The organism is Burkholderia sp. E168m15 (genome assembly GCF_016586105.1).
In the GTDB taxonomy this organism is placed as follows: domain Bacteria; phylum Pseudomonadota; class Gammaproteobacteria; order Burkholderiales; family Burkholderiaceae; genus Burkholderia; species Burkholderia orbicola.
This window is the reverse complement of record NZ_BCPO01000032.1, coordinates 28,331-48,214: the sequence shown is the minus strand read 5'-3', so window position 1 is coordinate 48,214 and position 19,884 is coordinate 28,331. Positions and strand designations below refer to the sequence as shown.

Below are 19,884 nucleotides of genomic sequence, written 5' to 3'. Positions count from 1 at the left end.
CCTGCGGCGGCGTCTGCACCTGCACCTGCTTCGGCTGACGGCCCGGCGCCTGCGTCGGCGCCTGCTCCCGCTTCGGCTGCTGCGCCCGCTTCGGCGCCTAAGCCGGTTTCCGGTCCGGCAACCGCACCGGCGCCTTCATCGACCTCCGGTTCGACGGCCGCGCCGGCTTCCGCACCCGCGTCTGCTTCGACTCCGGCGCCGGCAGCAGCGCCGACCACCGCCACGCCGTCATCGGCCGCGCCCTCGTCAGCAGCATCGACGCCCGCATCGGCCTCGGCGCCGTCGAGCGCATCGCCTGCGCCGGCTACAGCCAACCCGGTCGCATCGTCCACGCCGTCCGGCGCGAGCGCACCCGCCGCGAACTGACCGCGCTCCGGTATCGTCGCGCGCGCCCCCATGCGGCGTAGCGCGGCGGTACGCATACCTTCCGCATCATTCTCCGAGACCCTTCCCGTTCATCCGGCTCGGCGCCGGCCGCGCATGGCCGCACGGGATCGACGAAAAGGCAACGTCGACGCGTCGCGGTTAGCTACGTGCCCCAACCCGCGGTCGCCACCGGGACGAAAATCGCAGGCGCCTCGCCGTCTCGCGCCGCGCGGCTTGGCGGCGCCCTCACCTACCGCAACGTCGCACGCAGCGTCTGCAGATGCTCGGCGGTCGTGGTCACGCCGCCGCAGACGATCACCGCGATGTCCGACGCCGACGCAAGCACCGGCACCGGGCGCTCCAGCGCGGCCAGGGCAGCGCCGCACGCGGGCTCGACGACGATCCGGTGTTCATCGACAAACCGCAGCGACGCAGCCACCGCGTCGGCATCGGACACGACGACCGGATGAATCGCGTGGCGCGTCGCCCACTCGACCGCCGCGTCACATGGCCGCTTCGCGCCAAGCGACGTCGCGATGCTCGCGATGGCCGCCAGTTCGACCGGACGCCCCTGCGCGACCGAGCGCGCATAGCAGTCGGCGCCTTCCGTCTCGGCCGCGACGACCGGCACGTCGTGCCAGCCGTTGCGCGCCAACCCTTCCAGCACGCCGCACAGCAAACCGCCGCCGCCGACCGCGAGCACGACCGCGTCGGGCTTCGGACCGGCCGCCGCCATTTCGTCGATCATCGTCGCGTGGCCCTGCCACAGCACGCGGTCGTCGAACGGATGCACGAACGCGTCGTGCTCGTCGAGCGTCGATTGCGCGAACGCATTTGCCTCGGCCCAGCTCGCGCCGTGCACGACGAGGTCCGCGCCTTCGATGCGGATCAGCTCGCGCGCCCGGGCCGATGCGCTTTCCGGCACGACGACGCGCACCGGCACGCCGAGTTCGCGGCCGCAATACGCGACCGCGATGCCCGCGTTGCCGCCCGACGACGACACGAACCGCCGCGCCCCGGCCGCATGACGCGCCTCGCAGACGGCGCCGATGCCGCGCAGCTTGAACGAGCCCGATGGCTGCAGCGCATCGAGCTTGAGCCGGACGGTCCTGCCGAGCCGGCGGGACGCGATGGGTGAGCGGATATAAGGGGTCGGGATATGAAGCGGCATGGGACGGGACGCAGTGAGGACGGAGGAAACACACGCGACTCCGGAGGAAGCGAGCGCGACGATGACGGTCATCGTACGGCAGGCCGGTCATGCCTTCCAATACCATCGAATGGCGTTTGCTATGCTTTACAGGCATATCCATCCACCGAACCGGGCACCGCATGCGCCAGATCGAATTGCGTCACCTTCGCTACTTCGTCGCCGTCGCCGAGGCCGGCAGCGTGATGGCCGGCGCCCGCGCGGCCGGCATCGTGCAGCCCGCGCTGTCGCGGCAGATCCGCGAGCTGGAGGACGCGATCGGCACGCCGCTGCTGATCCGTCGCGCGACGGGCGTCACGCTCACCGCGGCCGGCACGAGCTTTCTGCGCGATGCGACCGGCCTGCTCGCGATGCTGCAGGACAGCCGTGAGCGCGCGCTGCGCAGCGCGGCCGGCCAGCTCGGCGAACTGCGGCTTGGCGCGCTGCCGAACTGCCTGCCGTTGCCGGTCGTCGCAAACGTCCTCAAAACGTTTCGCGACGCGTGCCCGGACGTGAAACTGTCGATCGCGCCGATGCTGTCCGCCGAACAGGCGAGCGCGCTGATGCGCGGCCAGCTCGACGCCGGAATCATGGCGTGGCGTCGCGAGGAAGCGCCGCACCTGACGGGCGTGCGGCTGCTCAGCGACCGCTTCGTGCTCGCGATGCCCGCACCGTCGGGCGGCCGCTTCGTCGCGCCGCGCACGCTGGCCGACGTCGCGAACGAGCCGTTCGTCTGGTTCGATGCGCAGCGCTCCGCCGCGCACCACCGGTTCCTGATGACGCAGTGCCAGCAGGCCGGTTTCACGCCGCGCATCGCGCAGGTCGGCAGCGATATCCCGACGCTGATCGGCCTCGTCGCGGTGGGGATGGGCTGCGCGTTCGTGCCGGAAAGCGCATCGCCGACCTGCCCGAGCACGGTTCGGCTCGTCGCGCTCGACGAGCTTGCGAGCCGCTTCGACATCGAGTTCGTGTTCGACGGCGCGGCGGCGACCCCGTCGCCCGTCGTCGCGCGGTTTCTCGCGGCGGTCCGCGACGCGGCCGGCGAACCGGGCTGAATGCACGCTGGACGCATCGGCGCGCGGTCGGGCGATGCGACTTGCCGCGCCGACCGACGTGCGGCATTCACTTCCGCGATCGCGTCGTTTTCGATGTCTTTGCACACGAAGCGACACCGTCGTGTCATCGAAAAATCTTTCAAAACGCCGACGTCCGACGCCGCGATACCGCTATTTTCAAATTGACACCAAAAACGGTCGTTTAACGCCGATTCGAATCGTCCTGGCCCGAAATATACTGCGCGCGCATCCAACCCTCGTGCCAAAGAGAGGATGCGTTTCCGCCCCGGCCATGGCCCCCCTGTGGTCGGGGCTTTTTTACTGTCGCGCCTTGCGGCGAAAGGCTTGCCGGACATTGCGACCGGCCGGCGACGGCAGAATCGCCTGTCGCAGGGCAACGCGTCCGGCCAGGCAGCCGCGCGTCATCTCATGCTCGTCGGCCGACTTCCCGAGCATCTCGCAAGATACCTCCGCATGAGCCGCGAACCGTCACGGCGTCGCAGCCCCTGTCCGGAAGTTGCGCACCTCTTCATTACGAAAAGCTTTCCAAAAATCCTTGGCGTTCGGCTATCCCGCCAAAACACGGACTCATAGGTCACGCACACCCGCGTCGCCCGCGCGCTGCATTGTTGACATGGAATCAAGATAATTTCGTCCGCATACGGCTTTTTCCGCAAAAGTAACGCAGGCACACTTCACGCTGTCCTCAACGGCCTCGTGCCGTCGTCCCCCGCTTACAGGAGTCCACCACGTGACCACCACGACTTCCTCTCCGTCCCGCCCCGGCGGCAGCGCCGCGCTGCCGCTGCTCGCGCTCGCCGCCGGCGCGTTCGGCATCGGCACGACCGAGTTCTCGCCGATGGGCCTGCTGCCCGTGATCGCCGACGGCGTGCACGTGTCGATTCCGCAAGCCGGCATGCTGATCAGCGCGTATGCGATCGGCGTGATGGTCGGCGCGCCGCTGATGACGCTGCTGCTCGCGCGCTGGTCGCGCCGCTCCGCGCTGATCGCGCTGATGTCGATCTTCACGATCGGCAACCTGCTGTCGGCCGTCGCACCGGACTACACGACGCTGCTGCTCGCCCGCCTCGTGACGAGCCTCAATCACGGCGCGTTCTTCGGGCTCGGCTCGGTGGTCGCGGCGAGCCTCGTGCCGCGCGAAAAGCAGGCCAGCGCGGTCGCGACGATGTTCATGGGCCTGACGATCGCGAACGTCGGCGGCGTGCCGGCCGCGACCTGGCTCGGCCAGATCATCGGCTGGCGCATGTCGTTCGCGGCGACCGCGGGCCTCGGCCTGATCGCGATCGCCGGCCTGTTCGCCGCGCTGCCGAAGGGCGAAGCCGGCAAGATGCCCGACCTGCGCGCCGAGCTCTCCGTGCTGACGCGTCCGGTCGTGCTCGGCGCGCTCGGGACGACGGTGCTCGGCGCCGGCGCGATGTTCACGCTCTATACGTACGTCGCGCCGACGCTCGAACACCTGACGGGCGCGACGCCCGGCTTCGTGACCGCGATGCTGGTGCTGATCGGCGTCGGCTTCTCGATCGGCAACATCGCGGGCGGGCGCCTCGCCGACCGCTCGCTCGACGGCACGCTGATCGGCTTCCTGTTGCTGCTGATCGCGACCATGGCCGCGTTCCCGCTGCTCGCCACCACCCATGCGGGCGCCGGCGTTACGCTGCTGGTCTGGGGGATCGCGACGTTCGCGGTCGTGCCGCCGCTGCAGATGCGCGTGATGCGCGCGGCCCATGAAGCGCCGGGCCTTGCATCGGCCGTCAACATCGGCGCGTTCAACCTCGGCAACGCGGTGGGCGCCGCCGCCGGTGGTGCGGCGATCTCGGCGGGGTTCGGCTACGCGGCGGTGCCGCTCGTCGGCGCGCTGATCGCCGCTGCCGGGCTCGCACTCGTGATGCTGCAGGTCACGCAGCGCCGCCGCTCGCCGGCCGCCGCGAACTCGTAAGCACGAGCACGTCCGGACTGCCGGGAACCTTCCGCTCGCTTTTTTACGGCCGCACCATGCGGCCGTTGTTATTTCCGGCGTGCGGCCCGGTTCCGACGGCTCGGTCAGCGCCCGGCCGCAAACCCGCCGAAAAACGCGCGTGCGTTCGCCTCGAGACTCGCGAGGTGATAACCGCCCTCCTGCACGATCACCGTCGGCAAGCCGAGCGCGCCGATCGCACCGCCGAGCCGGCCGAACCCGTCGGTCGTGACGGCAACCTGCGATTGCGGATCGTCCTTGTAGATGTCGAAACCGAGCGCGAGCACGAGCGCATCGGGCTGGAACCGCGCGAGTGCACGCAACGCGTCGTCGAGCCGCTCGAAGAATGCCGACTCCGGCGCGCCGTGCGGCATCGGCAGGTTGAGGTTGAAGCCGTCGCCGGCGCCCGCCCCCGTCTCTTCCTCGTAGCCCGCGACGACCGGATAGAAGTTGGTCGGGTCGCCGTGAATCGACACGTACAGCACATCGTCGCGGCCGTAGAAAATCTCCTGCACGCCCTGCCCGTGATGCATGTCGGTATCGAGCACCGCGACGCGGCGATGGCGACCGAGCAGCGCCTGCGCGGCGATCGCCGCATTGTTCAGGTAGCAGAAGCCGCCGGCCGCGTCGCGCCGCGCATGATGGCCGGGCGGCCGGCACAGCGCGTACGCCTCGCGTGCGCCGTCGTTGACGTCGGCCGCGGCGGCCAGCGCGCCCTGCGCGGACCAGTACGCCGCGCGCCACGTGTTCGCGCCCACCGGGCAACTGCCGTCGGCGAGATAGCGCGCGGCTTTCGCGAGCACCCCGCGCAGCGGATTCGGGTCGCGCACGAACACGTTCGACATCACTTCGTCACCCCAGTCGTCGGGCATCTGCTTCCAGTCGCGGTGCGCGTCCTCGAGAAAGCGCAGGTAGTTCATGTCGTGCACGGCCGCGATCGGTGCGGTGCCGCGATCGGCCGGCTCGCGCACGTCGAAGTCGAGCGACCGGACGGCCGCGACGAGCCGCGCCGCGCGCTCGGGCACTTCCTGCGGTTCGCGCATCTGGCCGCGCGACAGGTAGCTGCGCGGATGGTGCAGCAGTTGTTCGGGATGGAAATAGGTTTTCATGATGGTCCTCGTCGATTCGCCGGATCAGGCGCCGTGCGCGGCAGCCGCCGCATCGACGCGCGCCGCGATGCCCGCGCGCGCCAGCACCGCATGGAGCAGCACGTTCGTGCCGCGCGTCACGTCGTCGGGCAATGCATCCTCGGCTTCGTTGTGCGACAGGCCGTCGACGCACGGAATGAACACCATCGCGGTCGGGAAACGGCGCGCGAGCAGGATCGCGTCGTGACCGGCGCCGCTCACGATCCGCTCGTGCGTATAGCCGAACGCGGCGGTCGCCTGCGCGACCAGCCCGACGCAATCGCGGTCGAACGGCGTCGCCGGGCTGCGCCAGCAGGTCTCGACCGCCACCTGCACGCCGCGCGCGGCGGCGATGCGTGCGCAAGCGTCGCGCAGGTCGCGCTCCATCTCGTCGACTTCGGCATCGTCGTGATGACGCAGGTCGACCGTGAACGTCAGGTCGCCGGCAATCGTGTTGCGCGACGCGTTGCGAATGCCGACCTGCCCGATCGTCGCGAGCCCGCGCGGCGCGTAGCCGGCGACGATCCGTTCGAGTTCGAGCGCGATCTGCGCACTCGCGAAATACGCGTCCTTTCGATACGGCATCGGCGTCGTGCCCGCGTGCGCGGCCACGCCCGTCACCGTCACGTCGAGCCAGCGGATCGCCTGGCCGCCCGTGACGATGCCGATCGTCGTGCCGTTCGCCTCGAGCACGGGCCCCTGTTCGATATGCGCCTCGAAATATGCGTCGACCGCGCCGCCCATCGCTCGCGTGCCGCGGTAGCCGCACGCGTCGAGCGCCGCGCCGAGCGTGACGCCGTCGGCGTCCTGCTTCGCGAGCGCGTCGTCGAGCGGCAACGCGCCCGTGAACACGGCCGAGCCGAGCATCGCCGGCGCGAAGCGTGCGCCCTCCTCGTTGGTCCAGGACACGATCTCGAGCGGCCTGTCGGTCGCGATGCCCGCGTCGTTCAGCGTGCGCACGAGTTCGAGCGCGGCGAGCACGCCATAGACGCCGTCGAAGCGGCCGCCTTCGGGCTGCGTGTCGAGATGGCTGCCGATCAGCACGGGCGCTGCCTGCGCATCGGCGCCGTCGCGCCGCGCGAACAGGTTGCCGACCGCATCGACGCTCACCGTCATTCCCGCGTCGCGGCACCATTGCGCGAACAGGTCGCGCCCGCGCCGGTCATCACCGGTGAGCGCGAGGCGCCGCACGCCGCCGCGCGGGGTCGCGCCGACGCGCGCCATGTCGGTCAGGCTCTGCCACAGGCGGGCGCCGTCGATTTCCAGCAGGTCTTTCATATGCATTCCGGATCGATTCGTTCGTTGAAGGTCAGTGCGAGCCGAGCGCTTCGGCGGCGGCCGGCCGCGCGGCGCGGCGCGCATCGAGCGCGACGATGCAGAGCAGCGAAATACCGGCGAGACACGTGTAGAACACCGCGAGCGGCCACCACTGGCCCGTGAAGCGATGTGCGAGCCACGTGCCGACGAGCGGCGTCAGGCCGCCCGCGATCGCGCCGCAAATCTGGTAGGCGAGCGAGATCGCCGAATAGCGCACGTGCGCGGGAAACACGTCGCTGACGAAGCCCGCGATCACCGAATAGAAGCCGGCCATGCACACCACGGCGAGCGCGATGCCGGCGATCAGCGACGCGGACGTGCCGCCCTGCACGAGCATGAACATCGGATACGGCGACAGCATCGCGAGCAGCGCCGCGAGCTTGAGGAAGCGCGCGCCGCCGATCCGCTCGGCGATCCAGGCGGCGAGCGGCTGCGCGAAGAACTGGATGATCGCGACCGCGAACAGGCTGTCGAGGATCAGCGAACGCGAGACGCCGACGTACTGCGTCGTGTACGCGATCATGAACGTGTTCGTGAAATAGACGCCCGCGATGCCGATCGTGTTCGCGCCGATACAGAGCAGCACGAGCCCCGACGCCGAACGGAACACTTCCGCGACCGGCAGCTTCACCGTGCGGTTGGCTTCCTTCACCCGCGCGAATTCCGGCGACTCGTTCACGCCGAGCCGGATCAGGATGCCGACCACGAGCAGCACCGAACTCGCGAGAAACGGCAGGCGCCAGCCCCATGCGAGGAAGTCGGCCTTGTCCATCGACGTGACCGCGCGGAACGCGATCAGCGACAGGATCAGCCCGGCCGGGCTGCCGAGCTGCGCGAACGACGCGAAAAACGTGCGGCGCCCCTGCGGCGCATGCTCGCCCGCCATCAGCACCGCGCCGCCCCATTCGCCGCCCACCGCGATGCCCTGCACGACGCGCAGCGCGACGAGCAGCACCGGCGCGAGGATGCCGACCTTCGAATAAGCGGGCAGCAGCCCGACGCACACGGTCGCGACGCCCATCATCATCAACGTCGTCATCAGCGCCTTCTTGCGGCCGACGCGGTCGCCGAGATGGCCGAAGATCACGCCGCCGAGCGGACGCGCGAAGAAGCCGACCGCAAACGTCGCGAACGACGCCATCGTGCTGACGAACGGGTCGTGCGACGGGAAATAGAGTTCGCCGAACACGAGCGCGGCGGCGGTCGCGTAGATGTAGAAGTCGTACCACTCGATCATCGTGCCGATGAACGCGGCCGTCGCGGCGCGTGCCGGCTGGCGGGCGGAAGGAAGGGACTGGGTCATGCGGGCTCCTGACGCGCGCCGCGGCGGGGCGGCACGCAATATCGTGACGGCGGCCGTCTGTCGCGGCCTCGCGCCGCACGCTGCGGCGCCCCTCCTTTATCGGTGGCCGCAAATCATTAGTCAAATTTCAAGTTATTATTCACGATATAAATTCAACTAATGCCTGATCACTGCTGCCCGGACACCCGATGCGCCCCGACCTCGCCCCGTTCCTGAATGACCGCCTCGACTGGAATCTGCTGCGCACCTATCTGGTGATCATGCAGGAACGCAGCGTGAGCCGCGCAGCCGCCCGCTTGCACGTCACGCAGCCGGCCGTGAGCCAGGCGCTGCGTCGGCTCGAAGAGACGCTCGAGCGCCGGTTGATCGAGCGGCGCGGTGCGCATTTCGCGCCGACGCCGGCCGGCGAAGCCGTGTACCGGATCGCGAGCGACATCTACGGCGGCATCTCGCGCCTCGAAACCGAAATCGACGACAGCACGGCCGACCTGACCGGCTCGATCCGGCTGCTGACGGTGAGCCGCATCGAATCGCCCGTCTACGACGAATTCCTCGCGGATTTCCACCGCGCATATCCGCGTATCGATCTGCAGATCGAAGTGATGCGCTCGTCCGACATCCTCTCCTCGCTGCTGCAGAAAACGGCCACGGCCGGGCTCGGCCTGTGCCGCACGCCGCACGACAAGCTGGAGATGCGCTGCTTCCTGCGCCAGCGCTATGCGATCTACTGCGGCCGCCATCACCGGCTGTTCGGGCAGACGCAATTGCGGATGGACGATCTGCTCGCGGAGAATTTCGTGTCGTTCACGAGCGACCAGATCGGCGACAGCCTGTCGCCGCTCACCGTGTTCCGCGACCAGAAGGGCTTCACGGGACGCATCGTCGCGTCGTCGCCGAGCCTCGAGGAGGTACGGCGGTTGATCTTCGCGGGCTACGGGATCGGCTGCCTGCCCGAGCACATCGTGCGCGACGACATCGCGCAGCAGCGGCTGTGGCGGTTGCCGCCCGACGACGGGCTCGTCGATGTCGACGTGTTCCTGTTGTGGCATCGCGACCGCAAGATGAACGCCGCCGAGCTGGCGTTTCTCGACGCGATGGAGCGCTGCATGCAGCGCTATTCGCTGGCGGAGCGGTTGGGGAAATGACAGCGCGCATGCGCTCGGAGCACGGCCGGGCGCATACGACCCGGCGCGTCGCTCCGTGCGCATGCATCAGAAGCGATGCACGATGCCGAGTTGCACGCCGCGCGCATTCGCACCCGGATACGCGAGCGGCAGGCCGGGGTTCGCCGCGCCGGCGAGCGTGTAGCCGGCCTGGTTGCGGTTGCGCAGGTACGACAGCGCGCCGTAGAAGCTCGTGCGCTTCGACAGGTCGTATTCGTACATCAGCCCGAGTTGATCTGCGTGGTTGCCTTGCGACGACTGGTCGTGCAGGTACGCGTAACCGAGCGCGACATAGTTGGCCGGGTTGAACTGGTACTTGACCGACAGCCCGTACACACGCGAATCGATTCCAAGGTCGGCCCACTTCACCGCGGAAAAGCCGCCATACACGGTGGCCTTGCCGATCGCATATGATGCACCTGCCATGATCGTGCGATCCGTCGTGGTCGCCACAGCGTTCTTCAACCACTGGCCCGCGACGAATGCGCCGAACGGACCGTGTTCGTAGGTCAGGTCGAACTGCTGGCTGGAGCCGGCCGAGCGCACGCCGCCCGCATCGCCGAACCCGAAGTACAGCCCGCCCTGGAAACCGGCGATCTCCGGGCTCTGGTACGACAGCGTGTTGCTCGTGCGGAACGCGAACACGGTCAGGTTGTCCATACCGGATGCCTGCGTGACTCCGCCGAATGCATCCTGCCCGCCCTGATCGTTGAATAGCGGCGAATTCTGCCGGCCCGCGCGCACCTTGCCCCACTGCCCCGCGATGCCGACCCACGCCTGCCGGTTGAACAGGCTGCCGGCGCTCGCGAGCGAGCCGTCATTTGGATTGAAGCCGTTTTCCAGTGCGAACTCGATCTTCTGGCCGCCGCCGATATCCTCGCCGCCCTTCAATCCGAACCGGCTGCCCCACTGGCCGCCCGAGTTGATCGCGGCCGTATAGCCGTTGCCCGTATTCACGACCTGCGCGAATTCGTCGATCACGCCGTACAGCGTGACGCCGTCCTGCGCGGACGCAGTGCCCGAACCGGCGACACAGGCAAGCGCCACCGTGAGACGAAAACCGGCGTGAACCGGCCGCACCCGGCAATCGATGCCGCGCGTTTCAATATGCTTAGTCATACTATTTGATAGGTCGAGATTGAAACGACACCGGGCACGGCGTGAACGCCGCACCGGTATCGCGGGATATCGGAATGTGTTGATGGAGCCGGACGCAGGCTACGTCCGACTCGGCGCTCAGGCCGGCGGCGTGCCGGCCCGATGCGCGAGACGCGTGGTCAGTGATGAACTTCGCCGCGTTCGAGCGGCAGGATCAGGCGCTCGGGAATACTGCGTCGCGACGCGCGCGCGCCGACGTAATACAGCACGGCCGGCACGACGAGGCCGAGGATCCACGAGATATCGGTGCCGCCGAGCGCATCGACGAGCGGCCCCGTGTAGAGGTGCGTCGACATGAACGGCAGTTGCACCAGGATACCGACCACGTAGATCGTGATCGCCATCACGTTCCAGCGGCCGTAGCGACCATCGGGATCGGACAACGCCGGCACGTCGTAGCGCGAACGCGTGAAGCAGTAGTAATCGACCAGGTTGATCGCGCTCCACGGCGTGAAGAACGCCAGCAGGAACAGGATGAACGCGGTGAATTCCTTCAGGAACGAATGACGGCCCGCGAGCGCGATCAGCGTCGACACGCAGATCATCCCGAAGATGTACACGAGGCGGCTCTTCGACGATACCGCGCCCTTGCCGCGAAAACCGCTGACGATCGTCGCCATCGACATGAAGCTGCCGTACGCGTTGAGCGCCGTCACCGTCACCTTGCCGAACGCGATGCTGAAATACAGCAGCGCGGCCACGGCGCCCGTCGAGCCCAGGCCGACGATGTACGACACTTCATGGTGCGCGAACTGGCTGCCGGCCAGCGCGGCCGCGAATACGCCGAACACCATCGCCGCCTGCGCGCCGATCACCGAGCCGAGGCCGACCGCGAGAAACGTCGCGACCGATGACGTCGAGCGCGGCAGGTAGCGCGAATAGTCGGCGACGTACGGGCCGAATGCGATCTGCCACGACGCGGACAACGACATCGCGAGCAGGAAGCTCGCCAGCGAGAAATGCCGGTTCGCGAGCAGCGCGCCGATGTCGTGGTTCGCGAACAGTTGCGCAAACATGTAGACGAACGCGACGATGCCGACCACGCTCGCGATCCGGCCGACGAAGTGGATCGCGCGATAGCCGAACACGGTGAGCACGACGATCACGGCCGCGAACAGCAGGATGCCGGCCGCGTCGTCGACATGCAGCAGTTGCGCGACGGCCTGCCCGGCCAGCACCGAGCCGCTCGCGGAAAAGCCGATGTACATCAGGCACACCAGCACGATCGGAATCATCGCGCCGTACACGCCGAACTGCACGCGGCTCGAGATCATCTGCGGCAGCCCGAGCTGCGGCCCCTGCGCGCCGTGCAGCGCCATCACCGCGCCGCCGACGAGCTGGCCGAGCAGCAGCGCGACCAGCGACCAGAACACGTCGCCGCCGAGCACGACCGCCAGCGCCCCGGTGACGATGGCCGTGATCTGCATGTTCGCCGACAGCCACAGCGTGAACTGGCTCAGCAGGCCGCCGTGGCGCTCGGCGTCGGGAATGAAGTCGATCGAGCGTACCTCGATCAGTCCGCCGGCTTTTCCACTGGAATTCGTTGACACGGGTCAATCTCCAAAATACTCAGGACCACACATGGTTTGAACGGGACAGGAAACTGCGAGCCGCCCTTTCGGCTCTGCGGATGCGGGGCGCCGTGGATCGCCGGCATGCGCCACGCACGCACGGTCTGCACGCTGGCGCGCAACCGGCACGACGTGTGCCGACATTGCCAGCGGATGATGTTGTATATACAACTTGGGAGATATCGGTGATTACCCGGTATCGATCGGTTTTCGAAATCGTCCGAGCAATCGCGGCACGCTCGCGCAGTTTTGCCTCGAGCCGGATGTAGGAAAAATGAAAGTTGGGTCGGTGGGGGGTGGTCGAGCAGGCGCGACCGTCATGGGGTCGGCGGGAGGAAGTTCAGCAGCTGTCGCGCGGCCTCGATGTCGTGTCCGTGCAGCCAGTCGTCGGCGTTGTCGCGACGCAGAGCCACGACGTCGTACCCCGGACCCCACATGCGATCAACCGCGCGGCCCGACCTGAAACGTGAGAATCTCGTCCCCCGCGTCGTCCAGTTCCCCGGTCGGCGTCCAGCCGAGGTGACGATAGAACCCGTACGAGCGCGACGCGGGATCGGTCGAGCAGCCGAGAAACAGCGACGTGACGCCGTGCGCCGCGAAATCGTCGATCACGCACCGCAGCAGCCGCTTGCCGATCCCCGTCCCTTCGTACTCGGGCAAAATCGCGAGCACGACGATTTCGCCCGAGCCGATGTCGCCGAAGCAGTAGCCGACCATGTGTGCGGGCGCACAGCAGACATGGCCTGCGAACACGCCGTCGCGGATACCGTCGTCCCAGCTTTCAACGGTGATGCCGAGCGCGCGCAACTGCGCTTCGGTGAACGCGTTTTCGCGTGTGCGCGCACGCAGTGCGATGCAGTCGGCCGCGTCGCCGGGAACGGCCTTGCGCCAGATCAGTTCATCCATCGATCGGGTGTTCCTTTTTCTGCCGCCGGCGCGACGCATACAGGCAGATCAGTTCCAGTGCGATCGTCGCACCGGCCAGCGACGTGATTTCCGCGTGATCGTACGGCGGCGACACTTCGACCACGTCCATGCCGACCAGGTTGATCCCGTCGAGGTGGCGCAGGATCTCGAACGCCTGATGGCTCGACAGTCCGCCCGACACCGGCGTCCCGGTGCCCGGCGCGAACGCCGGATCGAGACAGTCGATGTCGAACGTCAGGTACACCGGATGATCGCCGACTCGCTCGCGAATGCGCGCGGCGACCGCGGCGGGCGTCGACGCATGCACCTGACGCGCATCCTGGATGTCGAAGCCCATCGGTTCGTCGTTGGTCGTGCGGATGCCGATCTGGGCCGATCGTCCGGGCACGACCCACCCTTCCCGCGCCGCGTGATAGAACATCGTCCCGTGATCGATGCGCTTCACGTCGCGGTCGGGCCACGTGTCGGTGTGCGCGTCGAAATGCACGAGCGACAGCGGCCCGTGCACCTTCGCATGCGCCTTCAGCAGCGGATACGTGATGAAATGATCGCCGCCGAGCGTCAGCATCGCGCAGCCACGCGCGAGGATCGCATCGGCATGCCGCTCGATCGCGCCCGGCACCGCTTCGGGCTGCCCGAGATCGAACGCGCAGTCGCCGTAATCGACCGCCGCCAGCACGTCGAACGGATCGAACGACCACGGCCACGGACGCGCCCACGCGATGCCCGTCGACGCGATCCGCAACCCGCGCGGGCCGAAGCGCGTGCCGGGCCGGTGCGATGCGGCGGAATCGAACGGCACGCCGGTGATCGCGAGGTCGACGCCGTCCAGATCGCGGCTGAAACGCCGGCGCATGAAGCTCGTCGCGCCCGCGAAACTGGGTTCGGCCTGGGTGCCGTAGAGGCTGTCGCGGGTGAACGCGAAATCGTTCTGGCTCATCGTCGGAGTCCGGTCTGAAGGGGGCACGGCCGCGCGGCTGGCGACCTCGAGCCCGATTCTGCCGCGCCCGCATGCAACGAAAAATATGAACTAACATAAGCCGACTTCACAAAATGCGATGTATCGCCATGCTGACCCGACTCAGAGACATGGATTTGCAGTTGCTGCGGCTCTTTCTGACGATCGTCGAAAGCGGCGGCTTCAGTGCCGCGCAGGGCACGCTCGGCATGGCGCCGTCGACGATCAGCACGCAGATGGCCAAGCTCGAGACGCGGCTCGGGTTCCGGCTGTGCGACCGTGGCAAAGGCGGGTTCCGGCTGACGCCGAAGGGCGAACGCGTGCTGCAGTCGACGCGCCGCCTGCTGCACGCGATGGACGTGTTCACGCGCGACACGCAGCACATCTCGGGCACGTTGCTCGGCGAATTGCGCATCGGCCTGTCCGAGCGGATCTCGCCCGACGTCGTCGAATCGATCGCGGCGGCCGTCAGCCGCTTTCGCGAGCGCGCGCCGGATGTGCTGATCGAAATGATCGCGTTGCCGCCCGACGAGCTGGAGCGCCGGCTGCTGAAAGGCGAACTGCAGCTCGCGATCGGCTATTTCTCCGGCCACCAGGCCGGCCTGCACTACGCGCCGCTGTTCGTCGAGCACCAGTCGCTGCATTGCGGCGCCCGCCATCCGCTGTTCGCGAAGAAAGCCGTGTCGGTCGACGACATCTCACGCGCGAGCAACGTCGCGCGGCTCTACAAGACGAACACGTCGGGAGCGGCGCTGCGCAATGCACGGCCGACCGCGTTTTCGGAAAACGTCGATGCCGACGTGATCTTCATCCTGTCGGGCGCGCATGTCGGCTTCCTGCCCGACCACGTCGCGGCACCGTGGATCGCCGCCGGGAAGATGCGCCGGCTGCTCGCGAGCAAGCTGAGCCACACGGTGGCATTTCAGCTCGCGACACCGAGGAATTCCGACGGCAGCGAAGCGCTGGATGCGTTCACGGCCGCGCTCGCCGAGCAGTTCGGCGCGCTCGTCGGAAACGCAGACGAATAGTCGGCCGGGCGCGCCGCCCGCGCCGCGTCAGACGAGCCGGTCGGATGCGACGACCTGCACGCCCGGCCGTGCGTCGATCGCCGCGTCGAGCAACGCGCGCGCAATCCGCGGCGCGGGATTCACGCGCCACTTCGCCGGGAGCACCGGCGCGACGGCGCTCAGCGCGAACACGAACAGCCGCTCGCCGAACCGGAACTCGTCGCGGCTGCCGCCGATCAGGCCCGGTCGCACGTACGTGAGCGAATCGAAACCGACGCCGGCGAGCGCCTGCTCGACTTCGCCCTTCACGCGGTTGTAAAAGATGCGCGACCCGGCATCGGCGCCGAGCGCGGAATTCAGCACGTAGGCCGGCGTGCCGTGCCGGTGCGCGAGCCGCGCGACCGCGAGCGGATAGTCGTGATCGACGCGCCGAAAGGCCGCCTGCGAACCGGCGGCCCGCATCGTGGTGCCGAGCGTGCAGATCACCGCATCCGCGTGCCACCAGTCCGCCGTGTCGGGCAAATGGTCGAAATCGACTTCCAGCGCGCGCATCTTCGGATGCGGCGACAACGGCCGGCGCGCGAGGACGATCACCTGATCGACCCGCGCGTCGGCGAGCGCAACTTCGAGGACGTGGCGCCCGACGAGTCCGGTCGCGCCGACGAGCAGCAGTTTCATGTCCGGTTTTCCGTGTGCAGCCTGCGTTGGCGGGCCCGAGGCGGCCCGGTTTCCGGCTACCGACATGATCGTCGGCTGACGCGGCGGCGACAACCCTCCCCTCGTCTCGAAAAATTACGAGCCTGTCAGGTGCGGTCCCGGGCGATTGAACCCGTCCCGGCCAGCGCTGCTGCTGCGCGCGTTCCCGACCCGGCGCGCGAGCACGGGCAAACCCGATCGGATCGGTTTCGGGACCGGCACGAACGGATACCGGATGAACAACATGAAATACGTCAGACGCCGCAAGCGCTGCCGATGCATGCGTGACGCACCGGCAGCAGCGCTCCGTCAAGCCCGCACGTCAGACATGCAGCGCGTGTCCGAGCGCGCGCAACGCGGCTTCCTGCAGCGCTTCGCCGAGCGTCGGATGCGCGTGGATCGTGCCGCCGATGTCTTCCAGCCGCGCGCCCATCTCCAGCGACTGCGAAAACGCCGCGGCCAGCTCCGACACCCCGCGCCCGACCGCCTGCCAGCCGACGATCAGATGATTGTCGCGCCGCGCGACGACGCGCACGAATCCGTCGGTCGCCTGCAACGTCATCGCCCGCCCGTTCGCGGCGAACGGAAACGACGCGCTCAGGCAATCGACGCCGGCCGCATGTGCATCGTCCGGCGACCAGCCGGCCGTCACGATCTCGGGATCGGTGAAGCACACGGCTGGAATCGACGCGGGCGTGAACTGGCGACGCCGGCCGGCGATCAGCTCGGCCACCATCTCCCCTTGCGCCATCGCGCGATGCGCGAGCATCGGCTCGCCCGCGACGTCGCCGATCGCCCACACGTTGCGCATCGACGTCCGGCAGGCGTCGTCGATCCGCAGCGCGCGGCCATTGCGATCGAGCATCAGCGTCTCGAGCCCGAATCCGTCGACGCGCGGCCTGCGGCCGACGGCAACCAGCACGCGATCGGCCGGCAGCGTCTGCTCGGCGCCGTCGGCCGCCCGCACGCGCACCGCGCCGTGCGCGTCCAGCCCGAGCACGGTGCGGCCGAGCCACAGCCGCACGCCGAGGCGCGCGAGCGAATCGGCCACCGGCCGCACGAGTTCGGCATCGTACGCAGGCAGCACGCGCTCGGCCGCCTCGACGACGCTGACGTCGACGCCGAGCTTGCGATAGACGATCCCGAGTTCGAGCCCGATATAGCCGGCCCCGACGACGACCAGCCGCTTCGGCAGCGTCGCGGGCGACAGCGCGTCGGTGGACGACACGACGTGCCCGCCGAACGGCATCGACGGCAGTTCGACCGGCTCGGAACCGGTTGCGAGCAACAGGTGCTCGCAACCGATCCGCACCGCATGGCCGCCGCTGACGACCTCGACGGTCTTGCCGTCGATCACGCGGGCTTCGCCGTGCAGCACGCGCACGCCGTTCTTCTTGAGCAGCGCGCCGACGCCGCGCGTCAGCCGGTCGACGATGCCGTCCTTCCACGCGACGCTTTTCGCGATGTCGATCTCCGGCGTGCGCACGCGGATGCCGAGCGCCGCTTCGCCGGCATGGCCGCACGCCTGCTCGAACGCGTCGGCCACGTGGATCAGCGCCTTCGACGGAATGCAGCCGATGTTCAGGCAGGTGCCGCCGAGCCGGTCGCGTTCGACGAGCACGGTCGGAATGCCGAGCTGGCCGGCCCGGATCGCGGCGACGTAGCCGCCCGGGCCGCCGCCGATGACGAGCAGTGTGGTGTGTTCGTTCTTCATCGGCTCACTCCACGAACAGCAGTGCCGGGCGTTCGAGCACAGCGCGCACGGCCTGGATGAATTCGGCCGCGTCCGCGCCGTCGACGACGCGATGGTCGAACGACGACGACAGGTTCATCATCTTGCGCGCGACGACCGCGCCGTCGCGGATCATCGGCCGCTCGACGATCCGGTTCACGCCGACGATGCCGACCTCCGGATGATTGATCACCGGCGTCGACACGATGCCGCCGAGCGCGCCGAGGCTCGAGATCGTGATCGTCGAGCCGCTCAACTCGTCGCGCTGCGCGCGGTTCGCCCGCACCGCGTCGGCAAGCCGTGCGATTTCCGCCGAGATGGACCACACGTCGCGCGCTTCCGCATGACGCAGCACGGGCACCGTGAGGCCGCCGTCCGTCTGCGTCGCGACGCCCATGTGCACCGCGCCGTAGCGCGTGACGACGCCCGCTTCGTCGTCGAACCGCGCATTGATCTGCGGGAAGTCGCGCAGCGCGATCACCATCGCGCGGATCAGCAGCGGCAGCGGCGTGAGCTTGCCGCGCGTGTCGCCGTGGCGGCGGTTCAGTTCCGTGCGCAACGATTCGAGCTCGGTCACGTCGATTTCCTCGACGTAGCTGAAGTGCGGGATGCGGCGCTTCGCCTCCTGCATCTTGCGCGCGATCGCGCGCCGCAGGCCGATCACCGGCACTTCGGTTTCGTCGTGGCGTTCGTCGTAGCCGCGCGGTTGCGACCCGTGCGCCGCGCCGCCGGTACGCGCATACGCGTCGAGATCGGCATGCAGGATGCGCCCCGCTTCACCGGTGCCGCGCACGTAGCGCAGCTCGATGCCCATGTCCCACGCGCGCTGGCGCACGGCCGGCGACGCGAGCGGCCGTTCGCCCGGCGCGAGCGCGGCGCGCGGCGGCGTGGCCGGTTCCTCGCGACGCGGCTTCGCCGGTGCCCGAGGCGCGGCGGGCTGCACAGGCGGCTCGGCCGATGTGTCGGCCGCCGGCTTCGACGGCGCCGGCGCCTCGACCGGTGCGGTTGCTACCTTCGTTTCCCGCACCGGTGCCGCGGCCTTCAGGTTGCCGTCGCCTTCGACTTCCAGCCGAATCAGCTCGCTGCCCACCGCCATCATCTCGCCGATCCGGCCGCCCAGCTCGATCACCTTGCCCGTCACCGGCGACGGAATCTCGACCGCCGCCTTGTCGGTCATCACGTCGGCGAGCGGCTGGTCTTCCTTGATCGTCTGCCCGACTTCCACATGCCAGGCCACCAGCTCGACCTCGGCGATCCCTTCGCCGATATCCGGCATCTTGATGACATGAATCCCCATCTCACGCCTCCATCACGCGTCGCAACGCTTCACCGACCCGGGTCGGCCCCGGAAAGTACGCCCATTCCTGCGCATGCGGATACGGGGTGTCCCAGCCCGTCGTGCGCTCGACCGGCGCTTCGAGGTGGTAGAAGCAGTGTTCCTGTACCAGCGACACGAGCTCCGCGCCATAGCCGCAGGTGCGCGTCGCCTCGTGCACCACGACGCAGCGCCCGGTCTTGCGCACCGACGCGACGATGGTGTCGAGATCGAGCGGCCACAGCGTGCGCAGGTCGATCACTTCCGCGTCGATGCCCGTCTCCTCGGCGGCGGCCAGCGACACGTGCACCGTCGTGCCATATGTGAGCACCGTCACGTCGTTGCCGGGCCGCACGACGGCGGCCGTATCGAGCGGCACCGTGTAGTAGCCTTCCGGCACCGCGCTCGCCGGATGCTTGAGCCACGACGTGACGGGCCGTTCGTGATGGCCGTCGAACGGCCCGTTGTACAGCCGTTTCGGTTCGAGGAAGATCACCGGATCGTCGTTCTCGATCGACGCGATCAAGAGCCCTTTCGCGTCGTACGGATTCGACGGCATCACCGTGCGCAGCCCGCACACCTGCGTGAACATCGCCTCCGGGCTCTGGCTGTGCGTCTGCCCGCCGTAGATGCCGCCGCCACACGGCATCCGGATCGTCATCGGCGCGGTGAACTGGCCGGCCGAGCGGTAGCGCAGCCGCGCGCCTTCCGACACGATCTGGTCGGATGCCGGATAGAAATAGTCGGCGAACTGGATCTCGCAGACCGGCCGCAACCCGTAGGCGCCCATCCCGACCGCCGCGCCGACGATCCCGCCTTCCGAGATCGGCGCATCGAACACGCGCGACTTGCCGTACTTGTTCTGCAGTCCTTCGGTACAGCGGAACACGCCGCCGAAATAGCCGACGTCCTGCCCGAACACGACCACGTCGCTGTCGCGCCCGAGCATCACGTCCATCGCGGAGCGCAGCGCCTGGATCATCGTCATCGGCTGCGTCGCCGTCCCTGTCTCGTGTTGCGCCATG

17 protein-coding genes are annotated in these 19,884 nt (G+C 68.4%); 4 read left to right on the top strand and 13 right to left on the bottom strand.

The window, feature by feature from the left end; genetic code table 11:
- On the bottom strand, positions 1-422 hold a 422-nt coding region (locus JMF86_RS05910; protein WP_201316800.1), incomplete at its 3' end, for a hypothetical protein.
- Positions 423-616: 194 nt separating this feature from the next.
- Complete coding sequence (locus JMF86_RS05905; protein WP_027807540.1) at positions 617-1,537, bottom strand: pyridoxal-phosphate dependent enzyme; 921 nt, start codon at positions 1,535-1,537, stop codon at positions 617-619.
- A 161-nt stretch (positions 1,538-1,698) separates the two neighbouring features.
- Between JMF86_RS05905 and JMF86_RS05900 the strand changes: the two genes are divergently transcribed.
- Together JMF86_RS05900 and JMF86_RS05895 are read left to right on the top strand one after the other, a co-directional pair.
- Entirely contained in the window at positions 1,699-2,610 is a 912-nt protein-coding gene (locus tag JMF86_RS05900) for a LysR family transcriptional regulator (RefSeq protein WP_201316799.1), read from the top strand.
- A 751-nt stretch (positions 2,611-3,361) separates the two neighbouring features.
- Positions 3,362-4,567 (top strand): MFS transporter, encoded by a 1,206-nt coding sequence (locus JMF86_RS05895; RefSeq protein ID WP_011545051.1) that lies wholly within the window; start codon positions 3,362-3,364, stop codon positions 4,565-4,567.
- A gap of 104 nt (positions 4,568-4,671) precedes the next feature.
- Here the strand turns inward: JMF86_RS05895 and JMF86_RS05890 are convergent, their stop codons facing one another.
- From JMF86_RS05890 to JMF86_RS05880, 3 genes are read right to left on the bottom strand one after another with little or no spacing between them, the layout of a single operon-like run.
- Positions 4,672-5,694 (bottom strand): histone deacetylase family protein, encoded by a 1,023-nt coding sequence (locus tag JMF86_RS05890; protein ID WP_027807532.1) that lies wholly within the window; start codon positions 5,692-5,694, stop codon positions 4,672-4,674.
- Positions 5,695-5,718: 24 nt separating this feature from the next.
- Positions 5,719-6,990: a Zn-dependent hydrolase gene (locus JMF86_RS05885; protein ID WP_201316798.1), complete on the bottom strand. Its 1,272-nt coding sequence runs from the start codon at positions 6,988-6,990 to the stop codon at positions 5,719-5,721.
- 31 nt (positions 6,991-7,021) lie between these two features.
- The gene (locus tag JMF86_RS05880; RefSeq protein ID WP_201316797.1) at positions 7,022-8,332 is read right to left on the bottom strand and encodes an MFS transporter; all 1,311 of its coding nucleotides are present in this window, start codon (positions 8,330-8,332) and stop codon (positions 7,022-7,024) included.
- A 188-nt stretch (positions 8,333-8,520) separates the two neighbouring features.
- Between JMF86_RS05880 and JMF86_RS05875 the strand changes: the two genes are divergently transcribed.
- Positions 8,521-9,477: a LysR family transcriptional regulator gene (locus tag JMF86_RS05875; protein WP_006476381.1), complete on the top strand. Its 957-nt coding sequence runs from the start codon at positions 8,521-8,523 to the stop codon at positions 9,475-9,477.
- A 66-nt stretch (positions 9,478-9,543) separates the two neighbouring features.
- Here JMF86_RS05875 and JMF86_RS05870 read toward each other — a convergent pair whose 3' ends face one another.
- From JMF86_RS05870 to speB, 4 genes are all read right to left on the bottom strand, one after another.
- Positions 9,544-10,614, bottom strand: a complete 1,071-nt coding sequence (locus JMF86_RS05870; protein WP_011545046.1) for a porin — start codon at positions 10,612-10,614, stop codon at positions 9,544-9,546.
- Positions 10,615-10,772: 158 nt separating this feature from the next.
- Positions 10,773-12,203 carry a cytosine permease gene (locus JMF86_RS05865; protein ID WP_011694243.1) on the bottom strand — a complete coding sequence of 477 codons (1,431 nt, stop codon included), beginning with the start codon at positions 12,201-12,203 and terminating at the stop codon, positions 10,773-10,775.
- Between the two features lie 462 nt (positions 12,204-12,665).
- Complete coding sequence (locus JMF86_RS05860; RefSeq protein WP_201316796.1) at positions 12,666-13,130, bottom strand: GNAT family N-acetyltransferase; 465 nt, start codon at positions 13,128-13,130, stop codon at positions 12,666-12,668.
- Positions 13,123-14,091, bottom strand: coding sequence for an agmatinase (gene speB / locus JMF86_RS05855; RefSeq protein WP_201316795.1), 969 nt, complete (start codon positions 14,089-14,091; stop codon positions 13,123-13,125). The genes JMF86_RS05860 and speB overlap by 8 nt, the downstream gene beginning before the upstream one ends.
- A gap of 128 nt (positions 14,092-14,219) precedes the next feature.
- Here speB and JMF86_RS05850 point away from each other — a divergent pair, with 128 nt between their 5' ends.
- Complete coding sequence (locus tag JMF86_RS05850; protein WP_078040835.1) at positions 14,220-15,137, top strand: LysR family transcriptional regulator; 918 nt, start codon at positions 14,220-14,222, stop codon at positions 15,135-15,137.
- A 27-nt stretch (positions 15,138-15,164) separates the two neighbouring features.
- Here JMF86_RS05850 and JMF86_RS05845 read toward each other — a convergent pair whose 3' ends face one another.
- From JMF86_RS05845 to JMF86_RS05830, 4 genes are all read right to left on the bottom strand, one after another.
- A complete protein-coding gene (locus tag JMF86_RS05845) occupies positions 15,165-15,794 on the bottom strand; it encodes an NAD(P)H-binding protein (protein WP_078040834.1) in 630 nt (209 codons plus the stop codon).
- A 340-nt stretch (positions 15,795-16,134) separates the two neighbouring features.
- On the bottom strand, positions 16,135-17,526 hold the full coding sequence (gene lpdA, locus JMF86_RS05840) for a dihydrolipoyl dehydrogenase (RefSeq protein WP_201316794.1): 1,392 nt from the start codon (positions 17,524-17,526) through the stop codon (positions 16,135-16,137).
- A 4-nt stretch (positions 17,527-17,530) separates the two neighbouring features.
- Positions 17,531-18,841 carry a dihydrolipoamide acetyltransferase family protein gene (locus JMF86_RS05835; protein ID WP_011545041.1) on the bottom strand — a complete coding sequence of 437 codons (1,311 nt, stop codon included), beginning with the start codon at positions 18,839-18,841 and terminating at the stop codon, positions 17,531-17,533.
- Between the two features lies 1 nt (position 18,842).
- The gene (locus tag JMF86_RS05830) at positions 18,843-19,883 is read right to left on the bottom strand and encodes an alpha-ketoacid dehydrogenase subunit beta (RefSeq protein ID WP_011545040.1); all 1,041 of its coding nucleotides are present in this window, start codon (positions 19,881-19,883) and stop codon (positions 18,843-18,845) included.
- Between the last annotated feature and the right edge of the window lies 1 nt (position 19,884).